The following is a 24749-nucleotide window of genomic DNA, read 5'->3' as shown; positions in this document are numbered from 1 at the left end:
ATGAGCGAAGGTCTGTTCGACGAGGGCCTCTTCGGCGCGACCGACGAGGAGAAGGCCGAGCGCATCGCGGCCAACGCCCCGCTGGCCGTGCGGATGCGTCCGGCGGTGCTGGACGAGGTCGTCGGCCAGGACCACCTGCTCGGGCCGGGTGCGCCGCTGCGCCGTCTCGTCGAGGGCGCCACGCCCGCGTCCGTGATGCTCTACGGCCCTCCCGGCACCGGCAAGACGACCCTCGCGACGCTCGTGTCGAAGGCGACCGGGCGCCGGTTCGTGGCGCTGTCGGCGTTGTCGGCGGGCGTGAAGGAGGTGCGGGCGGTCATCGACGAGGCGCGCCGGCGCCTGGTGCGGTCCGGCGAGTCGACCGTGCTGTTCATCGACGAGGTGCACCGGTTCTCCAAGACCCAGCAGGACGCGTTGCTGGGGGCCGTCGAGGACCGGATCGTGCTGCTCGTCGCGGCCACCACGGAGAACCCGTTCTTCTCGGTGGTGTCGCCGCTGCTGTCGCGGTCGCTGGTGTTGCAGCTCAGGTCGCTGACGGACGACGGCGTGCGCGCGGTGATCCGCCGTGCCGTGTCGGACGAGCGCGGGCTGGGCGGAAAGGTCGTGCTGGAGCCCGAGGCCGAGGACCACCTGATCCGGCTGGCCGGCGGGGACGCGCGCCGGTCGCTGACGGCGCTGGAGGCGGCGGCGGACTCGGCGGTGGCGTCGAACTCGGGCGTGATCACGCTGGAGCTGCTGGAGTCCACTGTGGACAAGGCGGCGGTGCGGTACGACCGCGACGGCGATCAGCACTACGACGTGACGTCGGCGTTCATCAAGTCGATCCGCGGGTCCGATGTGGACGCCGCGCTGCACTACCTGGCGCGGATGATCGAGGCGGGCGAGGACCCGCGGTTCATCGCGCGGCGGCTGGTGATCCACGCCAGCGAGGACATCGGCATGGCCGACCCGACCGCCCTGCAGACGTGCGTGGCGGCGGCCCAGGCCGTGCAACTCATCGGGTTGCCGGAGTGCGCGTTGAACCTCGCGCAGGCCACGATCCACCTAGCCACGGCACCGAAGTCGAACGCGGTCACGACGGCGATCAACGCGGCGATGTCGGACGTCCGCAAGGGCGCCATCGGTGCCGTGCCGGCGCATCTGCGGGACGGGCACTACGCGGGCGCGGCGAAACTGGGGAACGCGCAGGGATACCGGTACCCGCACGACGTTCCGGAGGGCGTGCTCACGCAGCAGTACGCGCCGGACGACCTGGTGGGCCGCGACTACTACGAGCCGACCGGGCGGGGTGCCGAACGGGCGGTCGCCGAGCGGTTGCCGAGGTTGCGCCGGGTGATCAGGGGCGAGTGAGCGGCCCGACCCGTTCGCTCTCGAAGCCCTCGCGCTCGTAGAAGGCGGCCGCACGTTCGTTGGCGGCGAAGTGCTGCTGAGGTTGAACGGTCAGGGTTCTCTCGGCGTGTCGCCAGCGTGTCACCCCTTGTTGTTGGCGCGAAAAGCACGTTCGGGCCGATAGATGGCCCGAACGTGCTTTTCGCGCCAAACGTGGGACGGGGGAACCGCGGCCGAACCGGCAGATGGCCGCGACGTCGCCCGCCACCGCGTCCCGTGTTTCGGTTGAGGCCATGTCGCATGATCGCCCCATGGAACTCGTGCCGCACAACCCCACCGACGGCGTGTACCCGGCCTCCGACGACTACGTGCACGCCATGGAGGTCCGCGGTGCCTCACGGCTGTTGTTCGTCGCCGGCACCATGGGCCTCGACCCGGCCGGCAGGCCCGGCGCCGGCCTGGCCGAGCAGCTCGACCTGATCTGGTCGAACATCCGCACGATCCTCGCCTCCGCGGGCATGACCGTCGCCAACATCGTCCGGCTGACCAGCTACCTGCGCGACTCCTCGTACGCGGAGGCCAACGCCGCCGCACGCGTCGAAGCGCTGGGCGGCCGGCCCGTGCCGACCACCGCGATCGTCGCCGCCACGCTGGTCAGCGACTGGCTGGTCGAAATCGAGGTGATCGCCGCCGGGTGAGCCGAGTACGTTCGGTCGCGTGACGATCAGGGACGACTTTCTGACCTCCGCCCGCATCGCCCTCGACCTCCTGCGCGACCCTCAGGTGGCCGCGCAGTGGACCGAGCCCAGCGCGCTGGCCGAGTACCGCGTCAGCGGGCTCGCGGGCCACCTCGCGTACCAGGCGTTGCCGCTGCCGACGATGCTCTCCCTGCCCCTCGGTGACGAGGAGGTCGTTCCGCTGATGGAGCACTACAAGCGGGCGAACTGGACGGAGCTCGACATCGACTCGCAGATGCACACCAACATCCGGGCGGGTGGCGAGAAGCTCGCTGCGGAAGGTCCGGAAGCGCTCGGCAACAGGTTCGAGCAGACACTCGACGAACTCGAGAAGACGTTGCCCGGCGTGGAGAACCGCGGCGTCCGCATGCCGCACTGGGGTCCGTGGGCCGTGGCGCTCGACGAGTACCTGGTCAGCCGCGTGATGGAACTGGTCGTGCACGCCGACGACCTCGCGGTGAGCGTCGGGGTGGACACGCCGGAGTTCCCGCGCCGCGTGAACGAGACGGCGATCGACCTGCTGACCCGCATGTCGCTCAACCGGCACAAGGCGATCGACCTGGTGCGCGCGCTCAGCCGCAAGGAACGCGCACCGCAGGACATCACCGCGTTCTAGCGTTTGCAGACCATCAGCAGTGCGAGCTTGTTCGGCAGCATGATCTCGTCCGCGGCCATGAACCCACCTGCCTCGAACGACCTGATGGCGCGTGTGTTGCGCACGTCCGGTTCCATCACGATCCGCGTGCAGTGCGGATCGGCCTCGAACAGCGCGTCGGTGAGCCGGGGGAGCAGCGACCGCACCAGGCCCTGGTCGGTCATCGCCAGCTCGCCGACCGCGAGGTTCAGCCCGAGGTCGTGCGGCCGCGCCTGGTAGCACCGGGCGACGGCCGCGCGGGCCGCCCGGTAGACCTCCGCGTAGATCACCGGGCGGCCGTGCCAGCTGATCAGCAACGGCCGGACGTCGTCGCCGCCGAGGTGCGTCCTGAGCTGCTCCTCCCAGCGCGGCAGGGGCCACGCCTGCCGCGAGAACGCCGCGACGTGTGGTGCGGAGTTCCAGCGGTGGACGAGGTGCAGGTCGTAACCGTCCGGCCGGGGGAGGCGGGCCTCCCACGGGGCGGTGAGCTCCGGGACCGGAGGGGCGCCCGCCGTGGCGTGCCTGCGGTAGGAGTCCAGGTGCGACACCGGCTTCACGTGGCCTCCAGACTTAGGGTTGCCTTACTTCACGGTGCGGGGCCGCCGGTGTCAAGCCCTGTGTGACGGGTATTTCACAGGCAGTGACCGGCGCGAGTCAATGAGTCGTCTGATTCATCCCGTACGGTCGGGTCATGTTCGAGACCCAGCGCGAGCCGGTGCCGCGCGTCGACACGGACGAGCTCGACGTCGCGCACGCGTTCCTGAAGTTCCAGCGCCACTGCGTGCTGAAGAAGGCGGAGGGGCTCACCGAGGAGCAGCTGCGCCGGCCGCTGGTCGCGAGCGGGACGTCGATCCTCGGCCTGGTCCAGCACCTGACCGAGGCCGAGCGCATGTGGTTCTACCACCACCTCGGCGGCGACCACTGGGACGAGGAGGAAGAGCTCGGCATGACCGTGCCCGCCACCACGTCCGCCGACGAGGTGATCGAGGGCTACCGCGCGGCCATCGCCGACAGCGACAGGGCCATCGAGAACGCCGGCGGGCCCGAGGCGCTGATGGCGATTCCGATCGACGGCAACCGCATGTCGCTGCGCTGGATCCTCGCGCACATGACCACCGAGACCGCCCGGCACGCGGGCCACGCCGACATCCTCAGGGAGCAGATCGACGGCGCCACGGGCCGTTGAAGATCAACTGAAGGTGCCGCTCAGCTGAGTGTCGGACCCACCCGGTAATCTCACCCGCAACCAAGCCTGAACGCCTGTTCACCAGGAGGATCTGTGTCGCCAGGGTGGCTCGCCGCCGGTGCCTTCGTGCTGCTCGTGATCGTGCTGGTGTTCGTGGGGATCAAGGCGGCACGGTTCTTCGACGAGGCCACGATCGCGATGCGCAAGGCACACGAGAACACGGACCCGTTGTTCACCGAGGCCAACACGACGCTCACGCACGTGAACACGCAGCTCGAGCGCGTCGACGGCATCACGGCGAACGCGCGCGCCGTCACGGGCAACGTCTCGGCGCTCACCAGCCTGTTCACCGCCACGCTCGGCGGTCCGCTGGTCAAGGCCGCCGCGTTGTCGTACGGCGTGAGCAAGGCCGTCAAGGCCCGCCGCAAGGCCGCGGAGCAGCCGAACAAGCACGCCAAGCGCCGTCCGAAGCGAGGTTCGCGATGAGCCGCCTCTTCTGGTTCGGGCTGGGTGCCGCCGCCGGTCTCTTCGTCGCGAAGAAGGCCGCCGAGGTCACAAAGCAGGCGACTCCCGCCGGTATCGGCGCTAACGTGGGTGAAGGCCTGCGTGAGCTCGCCGGCGCGATCGGTTCCTTCGGGGCCGAGGTGCGCGCGGGCATGGCCGAACGGGAACAGGAGTTGCAGGAGACCGTGGAACGTCAGACGGGCTTCACGCCGGGGCGTCGAGCGCCCAGGGCGAACGGAAAGCACTAGCACCGTTCGCCTCGTCGTCGCGCCCTGACAACTTCCTGAAATAGCAAGGACATTCCCGTGCAGACCCACGAGATCATCAAGCGTTTCCGCGAGCACTTCGAGAACGCCGGGCACAAGTACATCCCCAGCGCCTCGCTGCTGCTCGACGACCCGAACCTGCTGTTCGTCAACGCCGGCATGGTGCCGTTCAAGCCGTACTTCCTCGGCGAGGCCCCGCCGCCCGCCCCGCGCATGACGAGCATCCAGAAGTGCGTGCGCACGCCGGACATCGACGAGGTCGGCAAGACCACGCGCCACCTGACGTTCTTCCAGATGGCCGGCAACTTCTCGCTCGGCGACTACTTCAAGGAAGACGCCATCCGCCTGGCCTGGGAGCTCATCACCAAGTCCCAGGACGAGGGCGGCTACGGCTTCGACCCCGAGCGCATCTGGGTGACGGTCTACCTGGACGACGACGAGGCCATCGAGCTGTGGCAGAAGGTCGCCGGCATGCCGCTGGAGCGCATCCAGCGCCGCGGCGTCGAGGACAACTTCTGGTCGATGGGCGTGCCCGGCCCGTGCGGCCCGTGCTCGGAGATCTACTACGACCGCGGCCCCGAGTACGGCAAGGAGGGCGGCCCGGTCGTCGACGAGGACAGGTACCTGGAGATCTGGAACCTCGTCTTCATGCAGAACATCCGCGGTGAGGGTGGCGCCAAGAAGGACTACCCGATCCTCGGCGAGCTGCCGTCGAAGAACATCGACACCGGCATGGGCGTCGAGCGCGTCGCCTACCTGCTGCAGGGCGTCGACAATGTCTACGAGACCGACCTGGTCCGCGCCGTCATCAACAAGGCCGAGGAGCTGTCGGGCCGCAAGTACGGCGACAGCGAGGTCGACGACGTCCGGTTCCGCGTCATCGCCGACCACGCCCGCAGCGGTGTGCTGCTCGTCGGCGACGGCGTCACGCCCGGCAACGAGGCTCGCGGCTACGTGCTGCGCCGCCTGCTGCGCCGCATCATCCGCTCGTCGCGCCTGCTGGGCGTCAACGAGCCGGTGCTGCAGCAGTTCGCCGAAGTCGTCCGCGACTCGATGGGTGAGGCCTACCCCGAGCTGGTCAGCGGTTTCGCTCGCATCCAGCAGGTGCTCAAGGCCGAGGAGGACACGTTCCTCCGCACGCTCGACGCCGGTTCGCGGATCTTCGAGAACGCCGCCGCCGAGGTGAAGTCGGACGGCCGCGCCACCCTGCCGGGTGACAAGGCCTTCCAGCTGCACGACACGTACGGCTTCCCGATCGACCTCACGCTGGAAATGGCCTCCGAGGCCGGTCTGTCGGTGGACGAGGACGGCTTCCGCAAGCTGATGGCCGAGCAGCGCGCCCGCGCCAAGGCCGACGCCGCCGGCAAGAAGACCGGCCACGGCGACCAGTCCGTGTACCGCGAGCTGCTGGAGCAGGGCCCGACCGAGTTCACGGGCTACTCCGAGCTGGCCTCCGAGGCCACGCTGCGCGGCATCGTGCTGAACGGCCAGCGGATCAAGTCGGCCAAGGAAGGCGACATCGTCGAGGTCGTCCTCGACCGCACACCGCTCTACGCCGAGTCCGGTGGCCAGGAGTCCGACGCCGGCACCATCGTGACGGGCAACGCCGAGCTCGAGGTCCTCGACGTGCAGAAGGTCGCCCGCAAGCTGTGGGTGCACCAGGTGCGCGTCCGGTCCGGTGAGATCAGCGAGGGCGAGCACGTCGAGGCCCGCGTCGACCCGGAGTGGCGCGTCGGTGCCCGTCAGGGTCACTCGGGCACGCACGTCGTGCACGCCGCCCTGCGCCAGGTGCTCGGCCCGTCGGCCCTGCAGAGCGGTTCGTACAACAAGCCCGGCTACCTGCGGCTCGACTTCGCCTGGACCGGTGGGCTGTCCACCGAGGCCAAGAGCGAGATCGAGGAGGTCTCGAACCTCGCCGTGCGCAAGGACCTGCCGGTCAGCATCGTCTACACCGACATGGCCGGTGCCCAGGACATGGGTGCCGTGGCCCTGTTCGGCGAGACCTACGACGAGACCGTGCGCGTCATCGAGATCGGTGGTCCGTGGTCGCGTGAGCTGTGCGGTGGCACCCACGTCGAGCACTCGTCGCAGATCGGCCCGATCACCCTGCTGGGTGAATCCTCGGTCGGTTCCGGCGTGCGCCGCCTGGAGGCCTACGTCGGCATCGAGGCCATGCGGTTCCTGGCCAAGGAACGCGCCATCGTGCAGAACCTCTCCGACATGCTCAAGGTCGGCTCCGATGGCCTGCCCGAGCGGATCGAGTCCCTGGTCGAGCGGCTGAAGTCCGCCGAGAAGGAGCTCGAGAAGGTCCGCGCCGCCCAGCTGCTCGGCAACGCCGGGTCGCTCGCCGACAAGGCCCTGGACGTGCGCGGTCTGTCGCTCGTGGCCCTCGGCCTGGAGGGCGTGTCGGGCAACGACCTGCGCACGCTCGGTGGCGAGGTCCGCAACCGCCTCGGCACCAAGCCCGGTGTGGTGGCCCTGTTCTCGGTCGACGGCGACAAGGTGAGCTTCGTGGTCGCCACCACGGCCGCCGCCCGCGACCTGGGCCTGGCCGCCGGCAAGCTCGTGCCCGTGTTCGGCCCGTCCATCGCCGCCCGCGGTGGTGGCAAGCCGGACCTGGCCCAGGGCGGCGGCACGAACCCGGCCGGCGTGCCCGAGGCCATCACGGCCCTCACGAACGAACTGGACAAGGTGCTTGAGCAGCGCTGATGTCGCCGGAGTCGACGATCCGGGCCTCGGCAGGAGGCTCGGCGTCGACGTCGGGTCGGTTCGTGTGGGAATTTCTCTCAGCGATCCGGGTGCTTTTCTGGCGACTCCGCTGGTTACCCTCCAGCGTGACGAGAAGCGCGGCTCGGACCTCACCGAGCTCGTACGTCTCGTGGCCGAGCATGACGTCGTCGAGGTCGTGGTCGGTCTGCCCAGAACACTGGCCGGTCGGCACGGCCCGGCAGCGGAAGCGGCGACCGCGTACGCTGCCGCGTTGGCCGGCCGCATCGCACCGGTGCCGGTGCGGCTCAGCGACGAACGGCTGACGACGGTCGTGGTGAGCCGCGTGCTGGCGCAGCGCGGTGTGAAGGGCAAGAAGCAGCGTGCCGTGGTCGACCAGGCTGCCGCTGTCGAGATCCTGCAGTCTTGGCTGGATGCACGGGCACGCTCTGTGGCCGCCCGAAAGGACGAGGTGTGAGCGACGATCTCGGGTTGTTCACCGACCCCGACGTGGATGAACGACGTCCGGTCAAGCGTGAGCGCGAGCGCGGGCGTGACAACAGTGCCCGCATCAAGGCGAAGAAGCGCAAGAAGACGATCATGTGGCTCGTCGTCGCGCTGGTTCTCGCCGTGGGCATGGGCGGTGCCTATTACGGCTACCGCGAGCTGCGGGGCATCGGTTCGTACGAGGACTTCGCCGGCAGCGGCGAGGCCGACGTCATCGTCGAGGTCAAGGACGGCGAGGTCGGTGGCCAGATCGCGTCGACCCTCTACGAGAACGGGGTCATCGCGTCCGCGCGCGCCTTCCTCGAGGCCAGCAAGACCGACGCCCGCGTGACGTCGATCCAGCCCGGCTTCTACCTGATGAAGACGAAGATGTCAGGCCAGCAGGCCGTGGCCCGGATGATCGACCCGAAGACCCGCGTGCCCGCCGTCCAGATCGTCGGCGGCATCAAGCTCACCGACATCCAGGCCGACGGCAAGACCGTCCTCGGCATCTACTCCCAGCTCGCCAAGGCGAGCTGCACGGAGAAGGACGGCCAGAAGAAGTGCCTGACCGGTGACGAGATCAAGGCAGCGGCCGAGCAGACCGACCCGGTCGCCCTGGGCGTCCCGGACTGGGCGCTGGCCGACGTGAAGCGCGCCGAGCCCGTGCACCGCCTCGAAGGCCTGATCATGCGCGGCGTCTACCAGGTCAAGCCGGGTGTCAGCGCGGTGGAGCTGATCCGCAGCGTGGTCGTGGCCTCGGTGCAGAAGCTGCAGAGCGTCGGCATCCCCGGTGGCACCGCGAACACCGGCTTCCGCCCGTACGAGGTCCTGGTCATGGCCTCGCTGATCGAGAAGGAAGCCGTCGAGAAGGACTTCACCAAGGTCTCCCAGGTGATCTACAACCGCCTGAAGGAGCCCATGCCGCTGCAGTTCGACTCGACCATCAACTACCAGCTCAACCAGCCGCACATCCGCACGTCCGACGCGGACCGTGAGAAGGCCGGCCCGTACAACAGCTACGTGAACCAGGGCCTGCCGCCGACGCCGATCGGCTCGCCGTCGCAGCAGGCGGTCGCGGCGACGATGAAGCCCGAGGGTGGCGACATCAAGTACTTCGTGAAGTGCCAGAAGGACGGCACCACGTGCTTCTCGAAGACGATCGACGAGCACGACGCGCTGGTCGCGAAGGCTCGGAAGGAAGGCGTCTACTAGTGCTGCGCGCGGCGGTGATCGGTTCGCCGATCGAGCACTCCCTTTCCCCCGTGCTGCACAACGCCGCCTACGCCGCACTGGGTCTCGACCTGGAGTACACGCGGCTGGAGTGCGCAGAGGCCGAAGTGCCCGCTCTGGTCTCGTCGCTGGGCCCGGAGTGGGTAGGACTGTCGTGCACGATGCCGACGAAGCGGGCGGCGCTGGCGTTCGCGTCCTCGGTGACCGAGCGCGCCACGGCCGTCGGTGCCGCGAACACGTTGGTGCGCACCGATTCCGGCTGGCACGCCGACTGCACCGACGTGGACGGCGTCGTAGGAGCGTTGCGGGAGAAGGGTTTCTCCGACGGCACGCACGGCGTCGTGATCGGTGCAGGCGGCACGGCCACCGCCGCGCTGGCAGGCCTCGCCGAGCTGGGCATCTCGTCGGTGTCCCTGGTGGTGCGGGATCCGTCGCGCGCCTCCGAGGCGCTGGAGACGGCGTCCCGCGTGGGCATCAAGGCCGAGGTGCTGTCACTGTCCTCTGTGGACCTGGCCGTCCTCGCGGGCGCCTCGGACGTGGTGGTTTCCACGGTCCCGGCCTCGGCAACGGTTCCACTGGCCGCCGCACTGGCCCGCGCCCCGTACGTGCTGGACGTGATCTACCACCCGTGGCCGACCCCGGTCGCCGCGGCGGTGGAGGAGTCGGGCGCGCGGCTGGCGACAGGGCTGGACATGTTGCTGCACCAGGCTTTCGGTCAGGTGGAGCAGTTCACGGGCAAGCCGGCGCCGCAGGAGGTCATGCGGGAGGCGCTGGCCGCCGAGCTGGCCTCGCGTTCCTAGGGGCTAATGGGCGTCTGCAAGTACCACCAACTCTTGATCAAACCGCCGCCAACTACACCCAACCTGTCCTCGTCCGCGTGACCGGACAAGGCCTGTTGGCGGTAGGAAAGCGCCTGTTGATGTTGAGTTGGTGGTACTTGCAGACGCCACCGGAGCTGGCGTGGTCACGGGCACTCGATGCCCGGCCCCGGCACCCCTTCCACCTTCGCCCGGCTCGCGATCGCCGTGCAGTACAGCTGGACCTGTGCCCACTTGGACAGCGGCCCCATGTCCTCGGGCAGCACGATCACGTTCGAGACCGCGAACACCCGCGACGACGTGGCAGGCACTTCCGTCACCAGGCCGAGCTTCTTCTCCTCGTCGGTCAGCCCGGCCACCAGCAGGTTGATCGCCGTGGCGGTGTCCACGGTCCCGGTGTACGACCGCGTGCGCCGCACCAGGCCGTCCAGCTCCGCCTTCACCAGGTAGACGGTCAGCTCGTGCGCCGACACGGTCGGTGCCTCGGCGCCGGTCAGGACCGGGGTGGGACGCACACCGCAGGCCGACAGGGTCACCAGGGCAAGCGCAAGGTGAAGACCGCGCCGCCCGATGGTGCGTTGGCCGCTTCGATCGTCCCGCCGTGCAGGCGTGCGTTCTCCCATGCGATCGCCAATCCCAGTCCGCTGCCCTCGGAACGGGAGCGGGCCGTGTCTGCCTTGTAGAAGCGGTCGAAGATGTGGGGGAGGGCTTCCTCCGGGATGCCGGGGCCGCTGTCGGCCACCTCGATGCCGTCGGGCCGCACCGTCACGCGGACGTGAGCGCCGCCGTGTGCCGGTGTGTTGCGGTCGGGTCGCGCGGTCGCGTGAACCCCGTGCTTCAGCGCGTTGCCCACCAGGTTCGCCACGATCACGTCCAGGCGGCGGCGGTCCACCCTGCCCACCACGCCGTCGGGCAGCGAGGCCTCGACGGACGAGGTCCAGCCGCGGGCGGCGAGGGTGTCGCGGACGGCGGTGCTGATGTCCCACTCGTCGAGCTCCAGGACGTTGCGGCCCTCGTCGAAGCGTGAGATCTCCATCAGGTCGTTGACCAGGCGGGTGAGCTTGCGGGTCTCGGCCGAGACCAGGCGGGCCGCCACCGCGGTGTCCTCGGGGAGTGAGTCGGCGTCCTCGTCCAGGACGGCGGTCACGGCGCTCATCGCGGTCAGCGGCGTGCGGAGCTCGTGGGACACGTCGGCCACGAAGCGGCGTGCGGCGGCCTGCGAGGCTTCCAGCTGCGAGGCGGCCCTGTTGAACGTCCGCGCCAGGTCGGAGAGCTCGTCGGAGCCCCGTTCGTCGACGCGTGTGTCCAGGCGGCCCGAACCGAGAGCGCGCGCCGCGGCGCCCAGACGGCGAACCGGCCGCAGCACCCCGCGTGCGGTGAAGAGGGCCAGTCCGAGAGCCAGCGGCAGCACCAGGCTCACTCCCACCCAGGCGGCGGTCGAGAAGCTGTCGATGGCGCGCTGCGGGCCGCCGAGGGTTCCCCACGCCCACACCTCGACACCGGTGGAGGAGCCGTCGGGGCGCAGCAGCGGGATGCCCATGACCACGTACGGTTCGACGAGGTCCGTGCGGCGCTGCCAGATGATCGTCTTGCTCGACTTCACCATCTCGCGCATCTCGGCGGGCGCGATCGAGGGGTCGGGGCCGTTGCGGGACCGCAGTCCGTCGAAGACCACGACCGCCGGGCTGCGCAGGGAGGCCTGGAAGTCGTCGAGGTCCTGCTGCGCCGGCGGGACCTTCAGGCGTTCCGCGGCGTTGCGGACGTCGTCCACCAGCGGGTTCATGAAGCCGTTCTGGGCGTCCTCCAGCAGGAGGTTGCGGGCGGTCGCGTACGAGGCGCCCGTCGCCGCCACCGCGCCCAGCAGCGTCAGGAGCAGGAAGGCCGCCATCAGCCTGGGTTTCAGGCCGCGGAACAGTGCCCTCACCTCGCGAACCTCATCGCGGGCCGAAGCGGTAGCCGAAGCCGCGGACGGTGTGGACGTAACGTGGTTCCGAAGGGACGTCCTCGATCTTCGCGCGCAGCCGCTGGACGCACGCGTCGACCAGGCGGGAGTCGCCGAGGTAGTCGTGCTCCCAGACGGCCTCCAGGATCTGCTGCCGGGTCAGCACGCGGCCGGGTGTGCGGGAGAGTTCGAGCAGCAGCTTCAGCTCGGTGGGGGTGAGCGCGACCTTCGCGTCGTTCTTCAGCACCTGAAGGCCCGCCCGGTCGATCAGCAACGAGCCGTGGCGTTCCACGGTCGACGGTTCGGAGACGGTCCGCCTCAGCACTGCCCGGATCCGCGCCTCCAGCACGCGCGGCTCGACCGGCTTCACCACGTAGTCGTCCGCGCCCGCCTCCAGGCCCGCGACCACGTCGAAGTCGTCGCCGCGCGCGGTGAGCATGATGATCGGCACCTCGGCCTGCACGCGCATCCGCCGGCACGTCTCGAAGCCGTCGATGCCGGGCAGCATGATGTCCAGGACGACGATGTCGGGCCTGGACTCGCGCAGCCTGTCGACGCCTTCTTCACCCGTTCCCGCTGCCCGGACGTCGTGTCCCTGGCGGCGCAACGCCAATCCGAGTCCTTCACGCACCGCGGGGTCGTCCTCGACCAGCAAGACCATCGCCACGAGATCCATTATCGGCGGGTCACGGCACCTGTGCCGGATCTGTAGCGGAACCATGACATTGCGTGGACGCTCCCGTTGAGCGGCTCGCGGAGTCTCGACCGCATGGCCGGAAGCTTGCTGGGATTCCTCTTCACGTACTTCGCACTGGTGTGGACGTCGTTCGGGCAGAAGGCGGAGAACGCCGCGTTGCCCGAGCTCTCACTCCAACGGTCGTGGGCGTCCAACGTGGACATGGCGATCATCGTCGCCGCGATCCTCGTCGTGCTGTTGGCGCGCAAGAAGGCTTTCCCGCCGTTGCTCGTCCTCGGCGGTTCGGTGCTGCTGGCGCAGGTTCTGAAGCTCTACGTGCTGGTGCGCCCGCCGTTGGACGACGACGCCGTGCTGGTGCACAACAGCTTCCCGAGTGGACACACGGCGGCCGCGGTGGCGTCGGTGATCGCGGTGACGATGGCGGTGCCACGGCGGTTCGCGCTGCTCGTGGCGATTCCCGGGGCGATCGGCGCGGGGGCGGTCGCGGCGGAGACGGTGTCGCTGGGCTGGCACCGCTTCAGCGACACGCTCGGCGCGGCGCTGCTGGTCTCGACGCTCGCGTTCCTGGTGTTGCGCAGGTGGACCGCGGGGCTGGTCGTGCCACCCGCGATCGCCGCGGGCGGGGTGTGGCTGATGGTGACGTACCCGCAGGCCACGCCGTCGACGTTGGCCGGCGTCGTGACCGCGGGTGTCGTCCTGCACTTCGGATGGGCTGTGAGCGGCCTGCGCGCAGGCCGCTCACAGCCCGAGCACGACTCAGTCGTCGTGGTCGGTGGCGATCAGCTCGGCGATGGCGTCCAGAGCGGCATCCGCTCCGTCTCCCTCGGCGCTGAGCACCACCTCGTCACCGTGCATGGCGCCGAGGGTCATCAGACCCAGCACACTCGCCGCTTCCACGGCTTCGCCGCCGTCCTTGCGGATGGTGACCGTGACCGGCTGGTCGGCGGCGGCCTTCGCCAGCAGTGCGGCAGGCCGGGCGTGCAGTCCGACCTTGCTGGCCACGGTGACCCGTCGCTCGGCCATGATGGTTCCTCCCGGTAGAGCTGGTTGTGCTGGGCTACTTCTCGTTCTTGGCGGGCTTCTCGCGCACCGCCGTGTCACCGCTGCTGCCGACCACGCTCTCGTCGGCCTCCGGCGACTCGTCGTCCTCGCGACCCGGCGTCTTCAGGTTCCACTTGGTGATGACGAAGCGGAACAGGAAGTAGTAGATCGCCGCGTAGATCACACCGAGGACGATCAGCAGCCACGGCTTGGTCGCGATGTTCCAGTTCAGGATGAAGTCGATCGCACCGGCCGAGAACGAGAAGCCGTCGTGGGCACCCAGCGCGTTCGAGATCGCGAGCGAGGTACCGGTCAGCACCGCGTGGATCACGTACAGCGGCCACGCGACGAACATGAACGCGAACTCGAGCGGCTCCGTCACACCGGTGATGAACGCGGTGAGGGCGGCGGAGCCCATGATGCCACCGATGATCTTGCGCTGGTTCGGCCGTGCGGTGTGCACGATCGCGAGCGCGGCGGCCGGCAGGGCGAACATCAGGATGGGGAAGAAGCCGGTCTGGAAGGTACCGGCGGACGGGTCACCCGCGAGGAAGCGCGGGATGTCACCGGTCTTGCCCTCGTACTCGCCGAACTGGAACCACACGACGTTGTTGACGATGTGGTGCAGGCCGAGCGGGATCAGCAGGCGGTTGACCGTGCCGTAGATGAACGCACCGATGATCGTGCTGCCGGTGACCCACTTACCGACGGCCATGAGACCCTCGTTGAACAGCGGGTACGCAAAGCCGAGCACGACACCGAAGATCACCATGACACCGGCGACGATGATCGGCACGAACCGGCGGCCGCCGAAGAAGGCCAGGTACGGGGGCAGCTTGATGCGGTGGTACTTCTGCCACAGCAGTGCCGTGGTGATACCGACGACGATACCGCCGAGCACACCGTAGTTGATCAGTACCGGCTTGGCGGCCGGGTCCGTCGGCTGGTCGAGGACGAACGGCGACATCGCCTTGAAGACGCTCGTCAGCACGACGTAACCGACGACACCGGCGAGCGCCGTGGAGCCGTCACCGCGCCGGGCGAACCCGACGGCGATGCCGACCGCGAACAGCAGGGCGAGGTTGCTGAACAGCGCGTCGCCCGCCGCACCGATCACCGCGGCGACTTCGTTCCAGCCAGCTCCATCCTTGCCCAGGATGTCGTCTTGACCGGCTCGGAGCAGGAGACCTGCCGCGGGCAGCACGGCGATCGGCAGCATGAGGCTGCGACCGAAGCGCTGCAACGTGGCGAGGCCCTTGATCTCACGACCGCCTGTCTGTGCGGCGTTGGTGCTCATCGGGTACCTCCCTTGGCGGAGTTCGGTCCGGTCCCCGGGACGGTCCGGTCCAGTTGCATGGTCACCTGGTAGAGATCGCCCCGGTACCAGGAAGTCACGTCTTCACACGGCCGCCCCTGAGAGCTGGCGACCCTTCTGAACACGAGCAGCGGGCTGCCCTTGCGGACGCCGAGCGCCTTCGCGGTCTCCGCGTCGGCGGTCTCGGCCCACACGGTCTGCCGCGCGTGGTCGAGCTGCACCCCGTAACGGGTGGCGATGATCTCGTAGATCGATCCGGTCAGATCGCACCTGTCGAGCTCGGGGAGCACGTGCGGGCTGTACCAGCCGGCTTCGAGCGCCAGCGGTGCCCCGTCGGCCTTGCGCAGCCGTACGACGCGGTACGCGTACTCGTCGTCCTCGAGCCCGAGCGAGGCCTTCGAACCGGGTGCCGCCTGGCCGCAGCTGATCACCTCGGTGCTCGGCTCCAGCCCCCGCGTCTGCATGACCGAGGTGAACGAGTCGAGGTAGAGCTGCAGGTCGTAGCGGCGCTTGGCGGTGAACGTCCCGCGCCCCTTGGCCCGCGTGAGCAGGCCTTCGGCGACCAGCTGGCCGACTGCGGCCCGCACGGTGATGCGGGAGACTCCGTACCGCTCCGCCAGGTCTCGCTCGGAGGGGATCGGTGAGCCGGGTGCGAGGTCCTGTTCGGCGAGTCGGCGCAGGATCTCGCGCAGCTGCGCGTGCTTGGGCTTGGGCCCGTCCACGATCTCGTGCATTCGCTCACCTCCTCGCTAGTGGTACTTTCCGGTCTAGACCAGTTGGTGCGGGAGAATGCTCCGCACACCAAGCGGGTGTCAACCGCTGTTACGGGAACGAGAGGTACGGACGTGGCTGACGAGAGGCCGGAGAAGATCCTCGCCGCGCTTGGTGGCGCGGACAACATCATCGAGATCGAGGGGTGCATCACGCGCCTGCGCTGCGAGCTCAACGACGGTTCGCTGGTCGACGAGCCGGCCCTGAAGGCCGCCGGGGCCATGGGTGTCGTGCGTGCAGGCAGCGTCGTCCAGGTCATCGTCGGTCCCGAGGCGGACACGATCGCCCAGGACATCGAGGACCTCCTGTGAGCCTGCGCGTCGGCAGCCCCGTGGCCGGACGGGCGGTCGCGCTCTCCGCCGTGCCGGACCCGGTCTTCTCGCAGGCGATGGTCGGTCCCGGCGTCGCCGTCGAGCCCGCACGGGTGAAGGCCGACGTCGTCTCGCCGCTGGACGGCACCGTCGTGACGCTGCACCCGCACGCGTTCGTGATCGCCACCGGTGACGGCGCCGCGGTGCTGGTGCACCTCGGCATCGACACCGTGAAGCGCAAGGGCGAGGGCTTCGAGCTGCACGTCGTGAAGGGCGAGGAGGTGCGGGCGGGTCAGCGCATCGTGACCTGGGACCCGGCCGAGGTCGAAGCGGCCGGGTTCGCGCCGATCTGCCCTGTGATCGCGCTGGACGCGTCCGCCGACGTGCTCGGCGACCTCGCGGTGGACGTGGACGTGGCGGCGAACGACGCCCTCTTCGACTGGTCTCGCTGACGTTTCCTGACTGCACGCGGGGCCCTTCCGTGCGGTCAGAGCAAACGAAAGCTCCCCGCGTGCACTCCGCGACCCGTCGTGAACGGACCGTTCACGACAGGTCGCGATTTGTGCCCCAGCCGTGCCGAGCAGGACCGTGGTGCTCATGACCACGGTCCTGCTCGCGTTCGTCCTGGGGGCGTCGTGGACGGTCGCGGACGTCCTGGACGCACCGCCCTCCTCGTACGTGCTGGCGTGCTTCGGCGTCGTGCTCGCGATGATCGATCTGCGGCACCACCGGCTGCCGGACGCGCTGACCCTCCCGCTGGGCGCCCTGCTGCTGCTCCTGGAGTTCCACAGGCTGGGAGCGGCGGCGCTCTCCGCGGCGATCTTCGGTGGCGCTCATCTCGCCGTCCGGCGCCTGCGGCCCGCGTGGATGGGCGGCGGCGACGTGAAACTCGCCTTCGGGCTCGGCGCGCCGCTCGCGCTGTCGTCGCTCCTGCCTGCGGCGATCCTGTCCAGCGCCCTCACGGTGCTGCTGGCTGCCCTCCGGCGGGCGCGCGCCGTGCCGCACGGGCCGGGGTTGCTGGCCGCCACCTGGGCGTTGACGACGCTGTGAAAGGATTGTGAGCGTGCTGCGATGGATCACCGCTGGAGAGTCACACGGCCCCGCTCTCGTCGCCGTCCTCGAGGGCATGCCCGCCGGAGTCGAGGTGACCACCGACGACCTGGTCGCCCAGCTGGGGCGCCGCAGGCTCGGGTTCGGTCGCTCGCCCAGGATGGGTTTCGAGCAGGACGAGGTCGAGATCCTCGGCGGCGTCCGCCACGGCAAGACCCAGGGCGGACCGATCGCGGTCACCATCGGCAACTCGGAGTGGCCGAAGTGGCAGACCGTCATGTCGGCCGACCCCGTCGACCCGAGCCTGCTCAAGCCGACCGGGCGCAACGAGGCCCTCACGCGCCCGCGCCCCGGTCACGCGGACCTGCCGGGCATGCAGAAGTTCGGCTTCGACGAGGCCCGTCCGGTGCTGGAGCGCGCTTCCGCCCGTGAGACCGCCGCGCGGACCGCTCTGGGAACCGTGGCGCGGCAGTTCCTGCAGCAGCTGCTGGGCGTGCAGATCCTGAGCCACGTCGTGTCGATCGGCAAGGCGGAGACGCCGGAGGACGCGGCCCTGCCCACGCCGGACGACCTCGCCGCGATCGACGAGTCGCCGACGCGCTGCTTCGACGCGCGCGGCACCGAGGCCATGGTCGCCGAGGTCGAGGCCGTGAAGGAGGCCGGTGACACCGTCGGCGGTGTGATCGAGGTGCTCGCGTACGGGCTGCCGCCGGGCCTCGGCTCGCACGTGCACTGGGACCGCCGCCTCGACGCGCGTCTCGCCGCCGCCCTGATGGGTGTGCAGGCGATGAAGGGCGTGGAGATCGGTGACGGCTTCACCTCCGCGCGCCGGTGGGGTTCGCAGGCGCACGACGAGATCGACCGCGGCAGCGGCCCCGTCGGCGTCACGCGCCGCTCGAACCGCGCCGGTGGCCTCGAAGGCGGCATCACCAACGGTGAGATCCTCCGTGCGCGCGTGGCGATGAAGCCCATCTCGACCGTCCCGCGTGCACTGTCCACTGTGGACGTGCGCACCGGTGAGCCCGCCGTCGCGATCCACCAGCGGTCGGACGTGTGCGCGGTGCCGCGCGCCGGTGTCGTGCTGGAGTCCGTGGTGGCGCTGGTGCTGGCCGAGGCCGCGCTGGAGAAGTTCGGCGGCGACTCGCTCGACGAGACGCGCCGCAACGCCCACGCGTACCTCAAGGCCCTGGAAGCCCGCTGGGAGGGCATGTGAGCCCTCGCTACGTGGTGGTCGGCCCGCCCGGTGCGGGCAAGACCACGGTCAGCGAGCTGCTGGCCAAGCGACTGAACCTCGCCTTCCGCGACGTCGACGCGGACATCGTCGAGACGGCGGGCAAGCCGATCTCGGACATCTTCACCGACGACGGCGAACCGGTTTTCCGCGCCCTCGAAGAGGAAGCGGTCGCTCGCGCGCTGGACGAGCACGACGGCGTGCTCGCGCTGGGCGGGGGAGCGGTGCTGTCGGCCACGACGCGTGAGCGGCTGAAGGCGCACACGGTCGTGTTCCTGAACGTGGGCATGGCCGAGGGTGTGCGCCGCACCGGCCTGTCGTCCGCACGGCCGCTGCTGTCCGGCGTGAACCCGCGCGCGACGTTCAAGGCGCTGCTCGACGCGCGCCTGCCGTTGTACCGCGAGGTCGCGACGATCGAGGTGCTGACCGACTCGTTGGATCCGGAGCAGGTGACCGACGCGGTGATCAAGGGAGCGCAAGAATGACCGAGCCCGTCCGCATCCGGGTCGCCGCGGAGAAGCCCTACGACGTGGTGATCGGGCGCGGCCTGCTCGGCGACATCGTCGAGTTCCTGCGCGGGACCGCGAAGATCGCGATCGTGCACCAGCCGACGCTCGCCGCGACCGCCGAGGTGCTGGTCGACGAGCTCAAGGCCGTGAGCGCCGACGCCCACCGCGTCGAGATCCCCGACGCCGAGGACGGCAAGGACCTCGCCGTGGCCGGCTTCTGCTGGGACGTGCTGGGCAAGATCGGCCTGTCGCGCGCTGACGTCGTCGTGGGCCTCGGCGGCGGCGCCGTGACGGACCTGGCGGGCTTCGTCGCGTCCACGTGGATGCGCGGCGTGCGCCTGGTCAACATCCCGACGACGCTGCTCGGCATGGTCGACGCGGCGGTCGGCGGCAAGACCGGCATCAACACCGACGCGGGCAAGAACCTCGTCGGCACGTTCTACGAGCCGGACGCCATCTTCGTCGACCTGGCCACCCTGGAAACGTTGCCGCGCAACGAGCTCGTCGCCGGCATGGCCGAGATCGTGAAGGGCGGCTTCATCGCCGACCCGGTGATCCTCGACCTGATCGAGGCCGACCCCCAGGCCGCCCTGGACCCGACCGGCGACGTGCTCGCAGAGCTCGTCCGCCGCAAGATCCAGATCAAGGCCGACGTCGTCACGAACGACCTGCGCGAGTCGTCCCTGCGCGAGATCCTGAACTACGGCCACACCCTGGGCCACGCCATCGAACGCCGCGAGCGCTACCGCTGGCGCCACGGCGCCGCGATCAGCGTGGGCCTGGTCTTCGCCGCCGAACTGGCCCGTCTCGCCGGCCGCCTGGACGACGAGACGGCCGACCGCCACCGCCGCGTGCTGGAGCTCCTCGGCCTGCCGACCTCCTACGACCCGGACGCCCTGCCGCAGCTGATGGAGGGCATGAAGGTCGACAAGAAGAACAAGGCGGGCGTGCTCCGCTTCGTGGTCCTCGACGGCCTCGCCAAGCCGGGCCGCCTCGAAGGCCCGGACCCGGCCCTGATCGCCGCCGCGTACTCCGCCGTGGCCGCCGAGCCGAAGCCGGGCTCCGGTTCCGGGAAGGTGCTGCTGTGAAGGTCCTCGTCCTCAACGGCCCGAACCTGAACCGCCTGGGCAGCCGCGAGCCGCTCATCTACGGCAGCACCACCCACGCCGACCTCGCCGAGATGTGCGTCGCGGAGGGCAAGGAGCTCGGCTTCGAGGTCGAGGTCCGCCAGACCAACCACGAGGGCGAGATGGTCGGGTGGCTGCACGAGGCCGCCGACGCGTCGATCCCGGTGGTGCTGAACGGCGCCGCCTGGACGCACTACTCGATCGCGTTGCGCGACGCGTGCTCGCAGCTGACCGCGCCGCTGGTCGAGGTGCACATCTCGAACATCCACCAGCGCGAGGAGTTCCGGCACCACAGCGTCATCTCGGCGGTCGCGAACGGCGTGATCGCGGGGCTGGGCGTGGAGGGCTACCTGCTCGCGCTGCGCTGGCTGGCGCTCAAGAAGTGACCCTGCACCACGTCGAGCTGTGGGTGACGGACCTCGCCCGCGCCGAAGCCACCTTCGGCTGGCTCTTCCCCGCCCTCGGCTGGACCGAGTTCCAGCGCTGGCCCGCCGGCGTCAGCTGGAAGCTCGGCGAGACCTATGTCGTCGTCGAGCAGTCCCCGGCCGTCACCGGTCCACACGATCGGATGAAATCCGGCCTCAACCACCTCGCCCTGCACGCCGGCACTCGCGAGGCCGTCGACCGTCTCACGAGCGAAGCGCAGGACCACGGCTGGCGGCTCATGTTCGCCGACCGGCACCCGTTCGCGGGCGGCCCGGACCACTACGCGGCTTTCCTCGAGAACGAGGACGGTTTCGAGATCGAACTGGTGGCAAATCCAGCGGCGCGGTGATCGCTGATCTGCGACGATGCCGCGCGTGTCAAGACTGCTCATCGCCGCCCTCGCGGTGCTCCTGGCCGGGTGCGCGATCCCGCAACCCCGCACTGCTACCAAGACCGCCGAGCCGACGCTGGCCGCAGGCGTTCGACTGTCCGATCAGGACCTCCAGGCGCGCTGGTGGACGTGGGCGCTCGCGAGCCCGGAGGAGCGCAACCCGGTCGCCGACGTCACCGGCAAGTTCTGCGCCGAGGACCAGCCGAAGGACGTGTGGTTCCTCGCCGGGACGTTCGGCGGGGCCGTGGAGCGGACGTGTCAGGTGCCCGCCGGTCGGCCGCTCGCCGCGCCCGCGGTCAACCTGTACAGCGCCAACACCGCGCACTGCCGCGAGTTCATGACCGGCGTGAAGGGCACGATCACGCTCGACGGAAAGCCTGTGGAGCTGCGCAGGATCGACCCGGTCGAGATCACCTTTCAGGTCGCGAAGGACAACGCGACCGGCGAGCGCGCGGGCAAGCAGGCGGCTCAGGCGTGCGGGCTGTGGGCGTGGATCCCGCCGCTCACCCCGGGCGAGCACGACCTGCTGATCGAGGGTGAAGCGGGCAGTTTCAGCACGTCAGCGCACTACAAGCTCACCATCACGGGTGGGGACTAGCCGAATCCTTCGGCACGAGGAAGCCGCCCAGCAGCATCCCCAGCCCGGCAGGAGCCAGCACGAGCAACGCGGTGAACGCCGCCCCGCCCGTCAGCGCCACCCACAGCGCCTCCTGCCCGGTCTGGTCGACCAGCAGCGCGGACCCGATCACGCCCAGGGCACCCGCGAACGGGCCCGCGATCAGCGCGGCGATGAACCACTGCATGCCGCGCGACGGCAGGTCGCGCAGCGTGTCCACCGCGCCCCAGATGAGGGCGGCGGCGATCAGCAGGCCGATGGCGATCGGGCCGACCGACGTCGCCTCGGGGCTGCGCACGGCCACCGCGGCCACGCCGGTCTGCACGGCCCCGTGCAGGAGCCCCATCCACAACGCACGGACGAACCAAGGACGCATGCGCACAGCTTAGGACTGGCCGTACGCTGCGAGACATGTCGTCGTACGCCGCACGCCGAACCGCACTGCGCCAAGAGCTCCAGGCCACGAACCTGGACGCACTGCTCGTCACGAACCTCCTGAACGTCCGGTACCTCACCGGGTTCACCGGATCGAACGCCGCCGTGCTGATCGACGCGAACGGCGACGACACGTCTGTCTTCTGCACGGACGGCCGATATCTGACCCAGTCGGCCAAGCAGGTGCCGGACCTGGAGCGGCTCATCGACCGGCCGTGCGACCTCGCGCTCGCGGAGAAGGCAGAGGGCAGGCTCGGGTTCGAGAGCCACCACGTCACGGTCGACGGGTTCGAAGCCCTGACCGAGGCCGCGGGGAAGGCCGAGCTGCACCGGGCGGGTGGCCTGGTCGAGAAGCTGCGGCTGGTCAAGGACGAGGTCGAGATCGAGGCGCTGCGGATGGCGTGCGCGGCGGCGGACCGGGCGCTGGCGGCGTTGATCGGGCACGGCGGGCTGCGGGCCGGGACGACCGAACGCGAGGTCGCGCGCGAGCTGGAGAGCCGCATGCTCGACCACGGCGCCGAGGGGCCGTCGTTCTCCTCGATCGTGGCGTTCGGGGCGAACTCGGCGGTGCCGCACCACTCGCCGACGGACGCGGTCCTGCACGTGGGCGACTTCATCAAGCTCGACTTCGGCGCGTTGGTCGACGGCTACCACTCGGACATGACGCGCACGCTCGTCCTCGGCAAGCCCGCTGACTGGCAGCGCGACCTGTACGACCTGGTCGCGCGCTCGCAGGCCGCCGGACGCACGGCGCTGCGGCCGGGGGTGAGCGTGAGCGACGTCGACCACGCGTCACGCGAGGTGATCGAGAAGGCCGGGCACGGCGACGACTTCCTGCACGGCCTCGGCCACGGGGTCGGGCTGGAGATCCACGAGGCTCCGGCGTTGTCGAAGGCGGGTGACGGTACACTTTCGGCCGGTATGGCGGTCACCGTCGAGCCCGGCGTGTACTTGTCGGGGCGGGGCGGGGTCCGCATCGAGGACACCCTCGTGGTGCGCGAAAGCGGGCCGGAGCTCCTCACCCTGACCACGAAGGAACTCGTGGTCGTCTGACACCCCGTCCAATCACAGGAGAAATTCCCCCGTGGCCACCACGAACGACCTGAAGAACGGCCTGGTGCTGAACCTCGACGGCCAGCTCTGGACCGTCACCGCGTTCCAGCACGTCAAGCCCGGCAAGGGTGGCGCTTTCGTGCGCACGACCCTCAAGCACGTGCTGACCGGGAAGGTCGTCGACAAGACCTTCAACGCGGGCACCAAGGTCGACACCGCCACCGTGGACAAGCGCGGCATGACCTTCCTCTACAAGGACGGCGCCGACTTCATCTTCATGGACGGCGACACCTACGACCAGATCCCGGTCCCCGGCGACACCGTTGGCGACGCCGCCAACTACATGCTGGAGAACCAGGAGGCCGTCGTCGCGATGCACGAGGGCGTGGCGCTGTTCGTCGAGCTCCCGACCTCGGTCGAGCTCGTGATCGAGCACACCGACCCCGGCCTGCAGGGCGACCGCTCCACCGGCGGCACCAAGCCCGCCCGCCTGGAGACCGGCGCCGAGATCCAGGTCCCGCTGTTCGTGACGACCGGCGAGAAGATCAAGGTCGACACCCGCGACGGCCGTTACCTCGGCCGCATCAGCGACAAGTAATGGGCGCACGCAGCAAGGCCCGCAAGCGCGCGGTCGACTTTCTCTACGAAGCCGACCTGCTGGGCACCGACCCGGTGACGCTGCTGGCAGAACGAGTCGGTTCGCCGGACGTTCCCCCGGTGAACGACTACACCGTCTCGCTGGTCGAGGGCGTCCACGCCAATCGCGCGCGGATCGACGACCTCATCTCGGAGCACGCCGAGGGCTGGACCCTGCAGCGCATGCCGGCCGTCGACCGCGCGGTCCTGCGCATCGGCCTGTACGAGCTGCTGTGGGCGGCCGACGTGCCGGACGCGGTGGCCATCGACGAGGCCGTGGAACTCGCCAAGGGCCTGTCCACGGACGACTCGCCGCGGTTCGTGAACGGCGTGCTCGGCCGGATCGCGGTGATCGCGGACCAGCTGCGCGCCGTCCTCTGAACTCGATGAACGGCGCATTTGTTCACCTCACGTGGACAAATGCGCCGTTCATCGGTTTTCGGCGGCCTGGGTGAGGGCGGTCAGAACTGCGGCGACCGCGGGCGGGTCGGGTGGCTCGCCGTAGGTGACGGCGTGGATCTCGCGCCGGAAACCGGGGACCTCGGTGGCGTGGACGCCCTGCCGGTGGTAGGCCCGGAGCGCGAGACCGGGCTGGATCGCGACACCCGCGCCGGCCGCGACCAGAGCCTGCACGACCGCGATGTCGTCGCTGTGGGAGACGACGCGGGGCGCGAAACCCTCACGTCGGCACACGGCTTCCAGCTCTCCCCGGCACGCGTCGCACCCGCCGATCCACGCCGAGTCGCGGTGGTTCGCGAGGGCGTCGCCAGGAGACCGGCTGAGCAGGTGGACCGAGTCCTCACCGAGGTGGACGAACCGCAGTCCGTCGTCCTGCGCGGCGTCGTCGGCGTGCCGGAAGACGACGGCGACGTCGACCTCACCGTGCCGCAGCAGCCGCACCGCCTCGACGGGGTGCTGCTCGACGAGGCTCAGTTCGAGACCGGGGTGCGCCACGGCGAGCGCGGCGGCGGCCTCGGGCACGATCGTGCTGAGCGTGGACGCGTTGGCCGCGACCCGGACCCGTCCCGCCTGAAGCCCGGCCTGCGCCGCGAGTTCGGTGGCGGCGGCGTCGACGCGCCCGACGATCTCGGCGGCACGGCCCGCCAGCAGGCGCCCTTCCGGCGTCAGCCTGATCCCGCGACCGACCCGCTGGACGAGCTTGACCCCCGTGGCCGCTTCCAGCCGGGACAGGTGATGGCTCACCGACGGCTGCGAGTAGTGCAGGTGCTTCGCCGCTTCCGTCACCGAGCCGTGCCGGGCCACCGCGGCGAGGACCTTGAGGTGGACGAGGCTGAGCAT

At 69.9% G+C, this 24749-nt stretch carries 31 protein-coding genes and 1 pseudogene; 23 read left to right on the top strand and 9 right to left on the bottom strand.

Going from position 1 to position 24749, the window contains the following annotated elements; genetic code table 11:
* From ACFOWZ_RS35240 to ACFOWZ_RS35230, 3 genes are all read left to right on the top strand, one after another.
* Complete coding sequence (locus ACFOWZ_RS35240; RefSeq protein WP_382378262.1) at positions 1-1350, top strand: replication-associated recombination protein A; 1350 nt, start codon at positions 1-3, stop codon at positions 1348-1350.
* 290 nt (positions 1351-1640) lie between these two features.
* Positions 1641-2027 carry a RidA family protein gene (locus ACFOWZ_RS35235; protein WP_382378261.1) on the top strand — a complete coding sequence of 129 codons (387 nt, stop codon included), beginning with the start codon at positions 1641-1643 and terminating at the stop codon, positions 2025-2027.
* 19 nt (positions 2028-2046) lie between these two features.
* Positions 2047-2682, top strand: coding sequence for a maleylpyruvate isomerase N-terminal domain-containing protein (locus tag ACFOWZ_RS35230; RefSeq protein WP_382378260.1), 636 nt, complete (start codon positions 2047-2049; stop codon positions 2680-2682).
* Here the strand turns inward: ACFOWZ_RS35230 and ACFOWZ_RS35225 are convergent.
* Positions 2679-3257 (bottom strand): GNAT family N-acetyltransferase, encoded by a 579-nt coding sequence (locus ACFOWZ_RS35225; protein WP_382378259.1) that lies wholly within the window; start codon positions 3255-3257, stop codon positions 2679-2681. The two genes, ACFOWZ_RS35230 and ACFOWZ_RS35225, sit on opposite strands and share 4 nt — an antisense overlap.
* A 134-nt stretch (positions 3258-3391) precedes the next feature.
* Between ACFOWZ_RS35225 and ACFOWZ_RS35220 the strand changes: the two genes are divergently transcribed.
* The 7 genes from ACFOWZ_RS35220 (at position 3392) to ACFOWZ_RS35190 (ending at position 9881) form a co-directional block, all read left to right on the top strand.
* Entirely contained in the window at positions 3392-3886 is a 495-nt protein-coding gene (locus tag ACFOWZ_RS35220; RefSeq protein ID WP_382378258.1) for a DinB family protein, read from the top strand.
* Between the two features lie 93 nt (positions 3887-3979).
* Positions 3980-4372 carry a DUF948 domain-containing protein gene (locus ACFOWZ_RS35215; RefSeq protein ID WP_030471639.1) on the top strand — a complete coding sequence of 131 codons (393 nt, stop codon included), beginning with the start codon at positions 3980-3982 and terminating at the stop codon, positions 4370-4372.
* Entirely contained in the window at positions 4369-4638 is a 270-nt protein-coding gene (locus ACFOWZ_RS35210) for a hypothetical protein (RefSeq protein WP_030471638.1), read from the top strand. The genes ACFOWZ_RS35215 and ACFOWZ_RS35210 overlap by 4 nt, the downstream gene beginning before the upstream one ends.
* 57 nt (positions 4639-4695) lie before the next feature.
* Positions 4696-7365, top strand: coding sequence for an alanine--tRNA ligase (alaS, locus tag ACFOWZ_RS35205; protein WP_382378257.1), 2670 nt, complete (start codon positions 4696-4698; stop codon positions 7363-7365).
* On the top strand, positions 7352-7840 hold the full coding sequence (gene ruvX / locus ACFOWZ_RS35200; protein ID WP_030471636.1) for a Holliday junction resolvase RuvX: 489 nt from the start codon (positions 7352-7354) through the stop codon (positions 7838-7840). Before alaS ends, ruvX begins: the two co-directional genes overlap by 14 nt.
* Positions 7837-9063, top strand: a complete 1227-nt coding sequence (mltG, locus tag ACFOWZ_RS35195; RefSeq protein ID WP_382378256.1) for an endolytic transglycosylase MltG — start codon at positions 7837-7839, stop codon at positions 9061-9063. The genes ruvX and mltG overlap by 4 nt, the downstream gene beginning before the upstream one ends.
* Entirely contained in the window at positions 9063-9881 is an 819-nt protein-coding gene (locus ACFOWZ_RS35190) for a shikimate dehydrogenase (protein ID WP_382378255.1), read from the top strand. Before mltG ends, ACFOWZ_RS35190 begins: the two co-directional genes overlap by 1 nt.
* 164 nt (positions 9882-10045) lie before the next feature.
* Here ACFOWZ_RS35190 and ACFOWZ_RS35185 read toward each other — a convergent pair whose 3' ends face one another.
* Genes ACFOWZ_RS35185 through ACFOWZ_RS35175 form a run of 3 tightly spaced genes read right to left on the bottom strand, consistent with a single transcriptional unit; the run spans position 10046 to position 12508 of the window.
* Positions 10046-10435, bottom strand: coding sequence for a hypothetical protein (locus ACFOWZ_RS35185; RefSeq protein WP_382378254.1), 390 nt, complete (start codon positions 10433-10435; stop codon positions 10046-10048).
* Positions 10432-11823 carry a sensor histidine kinase gene (locus ACFOWZ_RS35180; protein WP_382378253.1) on the bottom strand — a complete coding sequence of 464 codons (1392 nt, stop codon included), beginning with the start codon at positions 11821-11823 and terminating at the stop codon, positions 10432-10434. Before ACFOWZ_RS35180 ends, ACFOWZ_RS35185 begins: the two co-directional genes overlap by 4 nt.
* A gap of 10 nt (positions 11824-11833) precedes the next feature.
* Entirely contained in the window at positions 11834-12508 is a 675-nt protein-coding gene (locus tag ACFOWZ_RS35175; RefSeq protein ID WP_035912729.1) for a response regulator transcription factor, read from the bottom strand.
* Between the two features lie 102 nt (positions 12509-12610).
* Between ACFOWZ_RS35175 and ACFOWZ_RS35170 the strand changes: the two are divergent.
* Positions 12611-13102: pseudogene (locus tag ACFOWZ_RS35170) on the top strand (phosphatase PAP2 family protein); the annotation flags it as partial.
* Positions 13103-13294: 192 nt separating this feature from the next.
* Here the strand turns inward: ACFOWZ_RS35170 and ACFOWZ_RS35165 are convergent.
* From ACFOWZ_RS35165 to ACFOWZ_RS35155, 3 genes are read right to left on the bottom strand one after another with little or no spacing between them, the layout of a single operon-like run.
* Entirely contained in the window at positions 13295-13561 is a 267-nt protein-coding gene (locus ACFOWZ_RS35165; RefSeq protein WP_162185735.1) for an HPr family phosphocarrier protein, read from the bottom strand.
* Between the two features lie 34 nt (positions 13562-13595).
* Complete coding sequence (locus tag ACFOWZ_RS35160; protein WP_382378252.1) at positions 13596-14876, bottom strand: PTS transporter subunit EIIC; 1281 nt, start codon at positions 14874-14876, stop codon at positions 13596-13598.
* On the bottom strand, positions 14873-15628 hold the full coding sequence (locus tag ACFOWZ_RS35155; protein ID WP_030471628.1) for a GntR family transcriptional regulator: 756 nt from the start codon (positions 15626-15628) through the stop codon (positions 14873-14875). Before ACFOWZ_RS35155 ends, ACFOWZ_RS35160 begins: the two co-directional genes overlap by 4 nt.
* A 111-nt stretch (positions 15629-15739) precedes the next feature.
* Here ACFOWZ_RS35155 and ACFOWZ_RS35150 point away from each other — a divergent pair, with 111 nt between their 5' ends.
* From ACFOWZ_RS35150 to ACFOWZ_RS35110, 9 genes are all read left to right on the top strand, one after another.
* The gene (locus ACFOWZ_RS35150) at positions 15740-15976 is read left to right on the top strand and encodes a glucose PTS transporter subunit EIIB (RefSeq protein ID WP_030471627.1); all 237 of its coding nucleotides are present in this window, start codon (positions 15740-15742) and stop codon (positions 15974-15976) included.
* Positions 15973-16428, top strand: coding sequence for a PTS sugar transporter subunit IIA (locus tag ACFOWZ_RS35145; protein ID WP_382378251.1), 456 nt, complete (start codon positions 15973-15975; stop codon positions 16426-16428). Before ACFOWZ_RS35150 ends, ACFOWZ_RS35145 begins: the two co-directional genes overlap by 4 nt.
* Before the next feature lie 145 nt (positions 16429-16573).
* Positions 16574-17026 carry a prepilin peptidase gene (locus ACFOWZ_RS35140; RefSeq protein WP_382378250.1) on the top strand — a complete coding sequence of 151 codons (453 nt, stop codon included), beginning with the start codon at positions 16574-16576 and terminating at the stop codon, positions 17024-17026.
* Positions 17027-17039: 13 nt separating this feature from the next.
* Complete coding sequence (aroC, locus tag ACFOWZ_RS35135; protein WP_382378249.1) at positions 17040-18239, top strand: chorismate synthase; 1200 nt, start codon at positions 17040-17042, stop codon at positions 18237-18239.
* Positions 18236-18742: a shikimate kinase gene (locus tag ACFOWZ_RS35130; protein ID WP_030471623.1), complete on the top strand. Its 507-nt coding sequence runs from the start codon at positions 18236-18238 to the stop codon at positions 18740-18742. The genes aroC and ACFOWZ_RS35130 overlap by 4 nt, the downstream gene beginning before the upstream one ends.
* Positions 18739-19854 (top strand): 3-dehydroquinate synthase, encoded by a 1116-nt coding sequence (gene aroB / locus ACFOWZ_RS35125; protein ID WP_382378248.1) that lies wholly within the window; start codon positions 18739-18741, stop codon positions 19852-19854. Before ACFOWZ_RS35130 ends, aroB begins: the two co-directional genes overlap by 4 nt.
* Entirely contained in the window at positions 19851-20279 is a 429-nt protein-coding gene (gene aroQ, locus ACFOWZ_RS35120; protein ID WP_382378247.1) for a type II 3-dehydroquinate dehydratase, read from the top strand. Before aroB ends, aroQ begins: the two co-directional genes overlap by 4 nt.
* Positions 20276-20668, top strand: a complete 393-nt coding sequence (locus tag ACFOWZ_RS35115; protein WP_382378246.1) for a VOC family protein — start codon at positions 20276-20278, stop codon at positions 20666-20668. The genes aroQ and ACFOWZ_RS35115 overlap by 4 nt, the downstream gene beginning before the upstream one ends.
* A 25-nt stretch (positions 20669-20693) precedes the next feature.
* Complete coding sequence (locus tag ACFOWZ_RS35110; protein WP_382378245.1) at positions 20694-21308, top strand: hypothetical protein; 615 nt, start codon at positions 20694-20696, stop codon at positions 21306-21308.
* On the opposite strand, the gene ACFOWZ_RS35105 is transcribed toward ACFOWZ_RS35110, so the two are convergent.
* Positions 21292-21702 carry a B-4DMT family transporter gene (locus ACFOWZ_RS35105; protein WP_382378244.1) on the bottom strand — a complete coding sequence of 137 codons (411 nt, stop codon included), beginning with the start codon at positions 21700-21702 and terminating at the stop codon, positions 21292-21294. The two genes, ACFOWZ_RS35110 and ACFOWZ_RS35105, sit on opposite strands and share 17 nt — an antisense overlap.
* A 35-nt stretch (positions 21703-21737) precedes the next feature.
* Here ACFOWZ_RS35105 and ACFOWZ_RS35100 point away from each other — a divergent pair, with 35 nt between their 5' ends.
* The 3 genes from ACFOWZ_RS35100 to nusB are packed head-to-tail and all read left to right on the top strand — an operon-like array spanning position 21738 to position 23831.
* A complete protein-coding gene (locus ACFOWZ_RS35100; protein WP_382378243.1) occupies positions 21738-22814 on the top strand; it encodes a M24 family metallopeptidase in 1077 nt (358 codons plus the stop codon).
* A gap of 31 nt (positions 22815-22845) precedes the next feature.
* Positions 22846-23412: an elongation factor P gene (gene efp / locus ACFOWZ_RS35095; RefSeq protein ID WP_030471616.1), complete on the top strand. Its 567-nt coding sequence runs from the start codon at positions 22846-22848 to the stop codon at positions 23410-23412.
* Complete coding sequence (gene nusB / locus ACFOWZ_RS35090) at positions 23412-23831, top strand: transcription antitermination factor NusB (protein ID WP_030471615.1); 420 nt, start codon at positions 23412-23414, stop codon at positions 23829-23831. The genes efp and nusB overlap by 1 nt, the downstream gene beginning before the upstream one ends.
* A 48-nt stretch (positions 23832-23879) precedes the next feature.
* Here the strand turns inward: nusB and ACFOWZ_RS35085 are convergent, their stop codons facing one another.
* Positions 23880-24749 (bottom strand): LysR family transcriptional regulator, encoded by an 870-nt coding sequence (locus ACFOWZ_RS35085; RefSeq protein ID WP_382378242.1) that lies wholly within the window; start codon positions 24747-24749, stop codon positions 23880-23882.

Origin of the sequence: Lentzea rhizosphaerae, assembly GCF_042649515.1 — a bacterium.
Lineage (GTDB): Bacteria > Actinomycetota > Actinomycetes > Mycobacteriales > Pseudonocardiaceae > Lentzea > Lentzea aerocolonigenes.
Note: the sequence above shows the minus strand (reverse complement) of the source record. Positions and strands in the feature narration are given on the sequence as shown.

Bases quoted from the DNA above. Each gene is read 5' to 3' on its own strand.
- ACFOWZ_RS35240 (WP_382378262.1), top strand. From the start codon at position 1: ATGAGCGAAGGTCTGTTCGACGAGGGCCTCTTCGGCGCGACCGACGAG.
- ACFOWZ_RS35235 (WP_382378261.1), top strand. From the start codon at position 1,641: ATGGAACTCGTGCCGCACAACCCCACCGACGGCGTGTACCCGGCCTCC.
- ACFOWZ_RS35220 (WP_382378258.1), top strand. From the start codon at position 3,392: ATGTTCGAGACCCAGCGCGAGCCGGTGCCGCGCGTCGACACGGACGAG.
- ACFOWZ_RS35210 (WP_030471638.1), top strand. From the start codon at position 4,369: ATGAGCCGCCTCTTCTGGTTCGGGCTGGGTGCCGCCGCCGGTCTCTTC.
- ACFOWZ_RS35165 (WP_162185735.1), bottom strand. From the start codon at position 13,561: ATGGCCGAGCGACGGGTCACCGTGGCCAGCAAGGTCGGACTGCACGCC.
- ACFOWZ_RS35160 (WP_382378252.1), bottom strand. From the start codon at position 14,876: ATGAGCACCAACGCCGCACAGACAGGCGGTCGTGAGATCAAGGGCCTC.
- ACFOWZ_RS35155 (WP_030471628.1), bottom strand. From the start codon at position 15,628: ATGCACGAGATCGTGGACGGGCCCAAGCCCAAGCACGCGCAGCTGCGC.
- ACFOWZ_RS35140 (WP_382378250.1), top strand. From the start codon at position 16,574: ATGACCACGGTCCTGCTCGCGTTCGTCCTGGGGGCGTCGTGGACGGTC.
- aroB (WP_382378248.1), top strand. From the start codon at position 18,739: ATGACCGAGCCCGTCCGCATCCGGGTCGCCGCGGAGAAGCCCTACGAC.
- ACFOWZ_RS35105 (WP_382378244.1), bottom strand. From the start codon at position 21,702: ATGCGTCCTTGGTTCGTCCGTGCGTTGTGGATGGGGCTCCTGCACGGG.
- ACFOWZ_RS35100 (WP_382378243.1), top strand. From the start codon at position 21,738: ATGTCGTCGTACGCCGCACGCCGAACCGCACTGCGCCAAGAGCTCCAG.
- nusB (WP_030471615.1), top strand. From the start codon at position 23,412: ATGGGCGCACGCAGCAAGGCCCGCAAGCGCGCGGTCGACTTTCTCTAC.
- ACFOWZ_RS35085 (WP_382378242.1), bottom strand. From the start codon at position 24,749: ATGCTCAGCCTCGTCCACCTCAAGGTCCTCGCCGCGGTGGCCCGGCAC.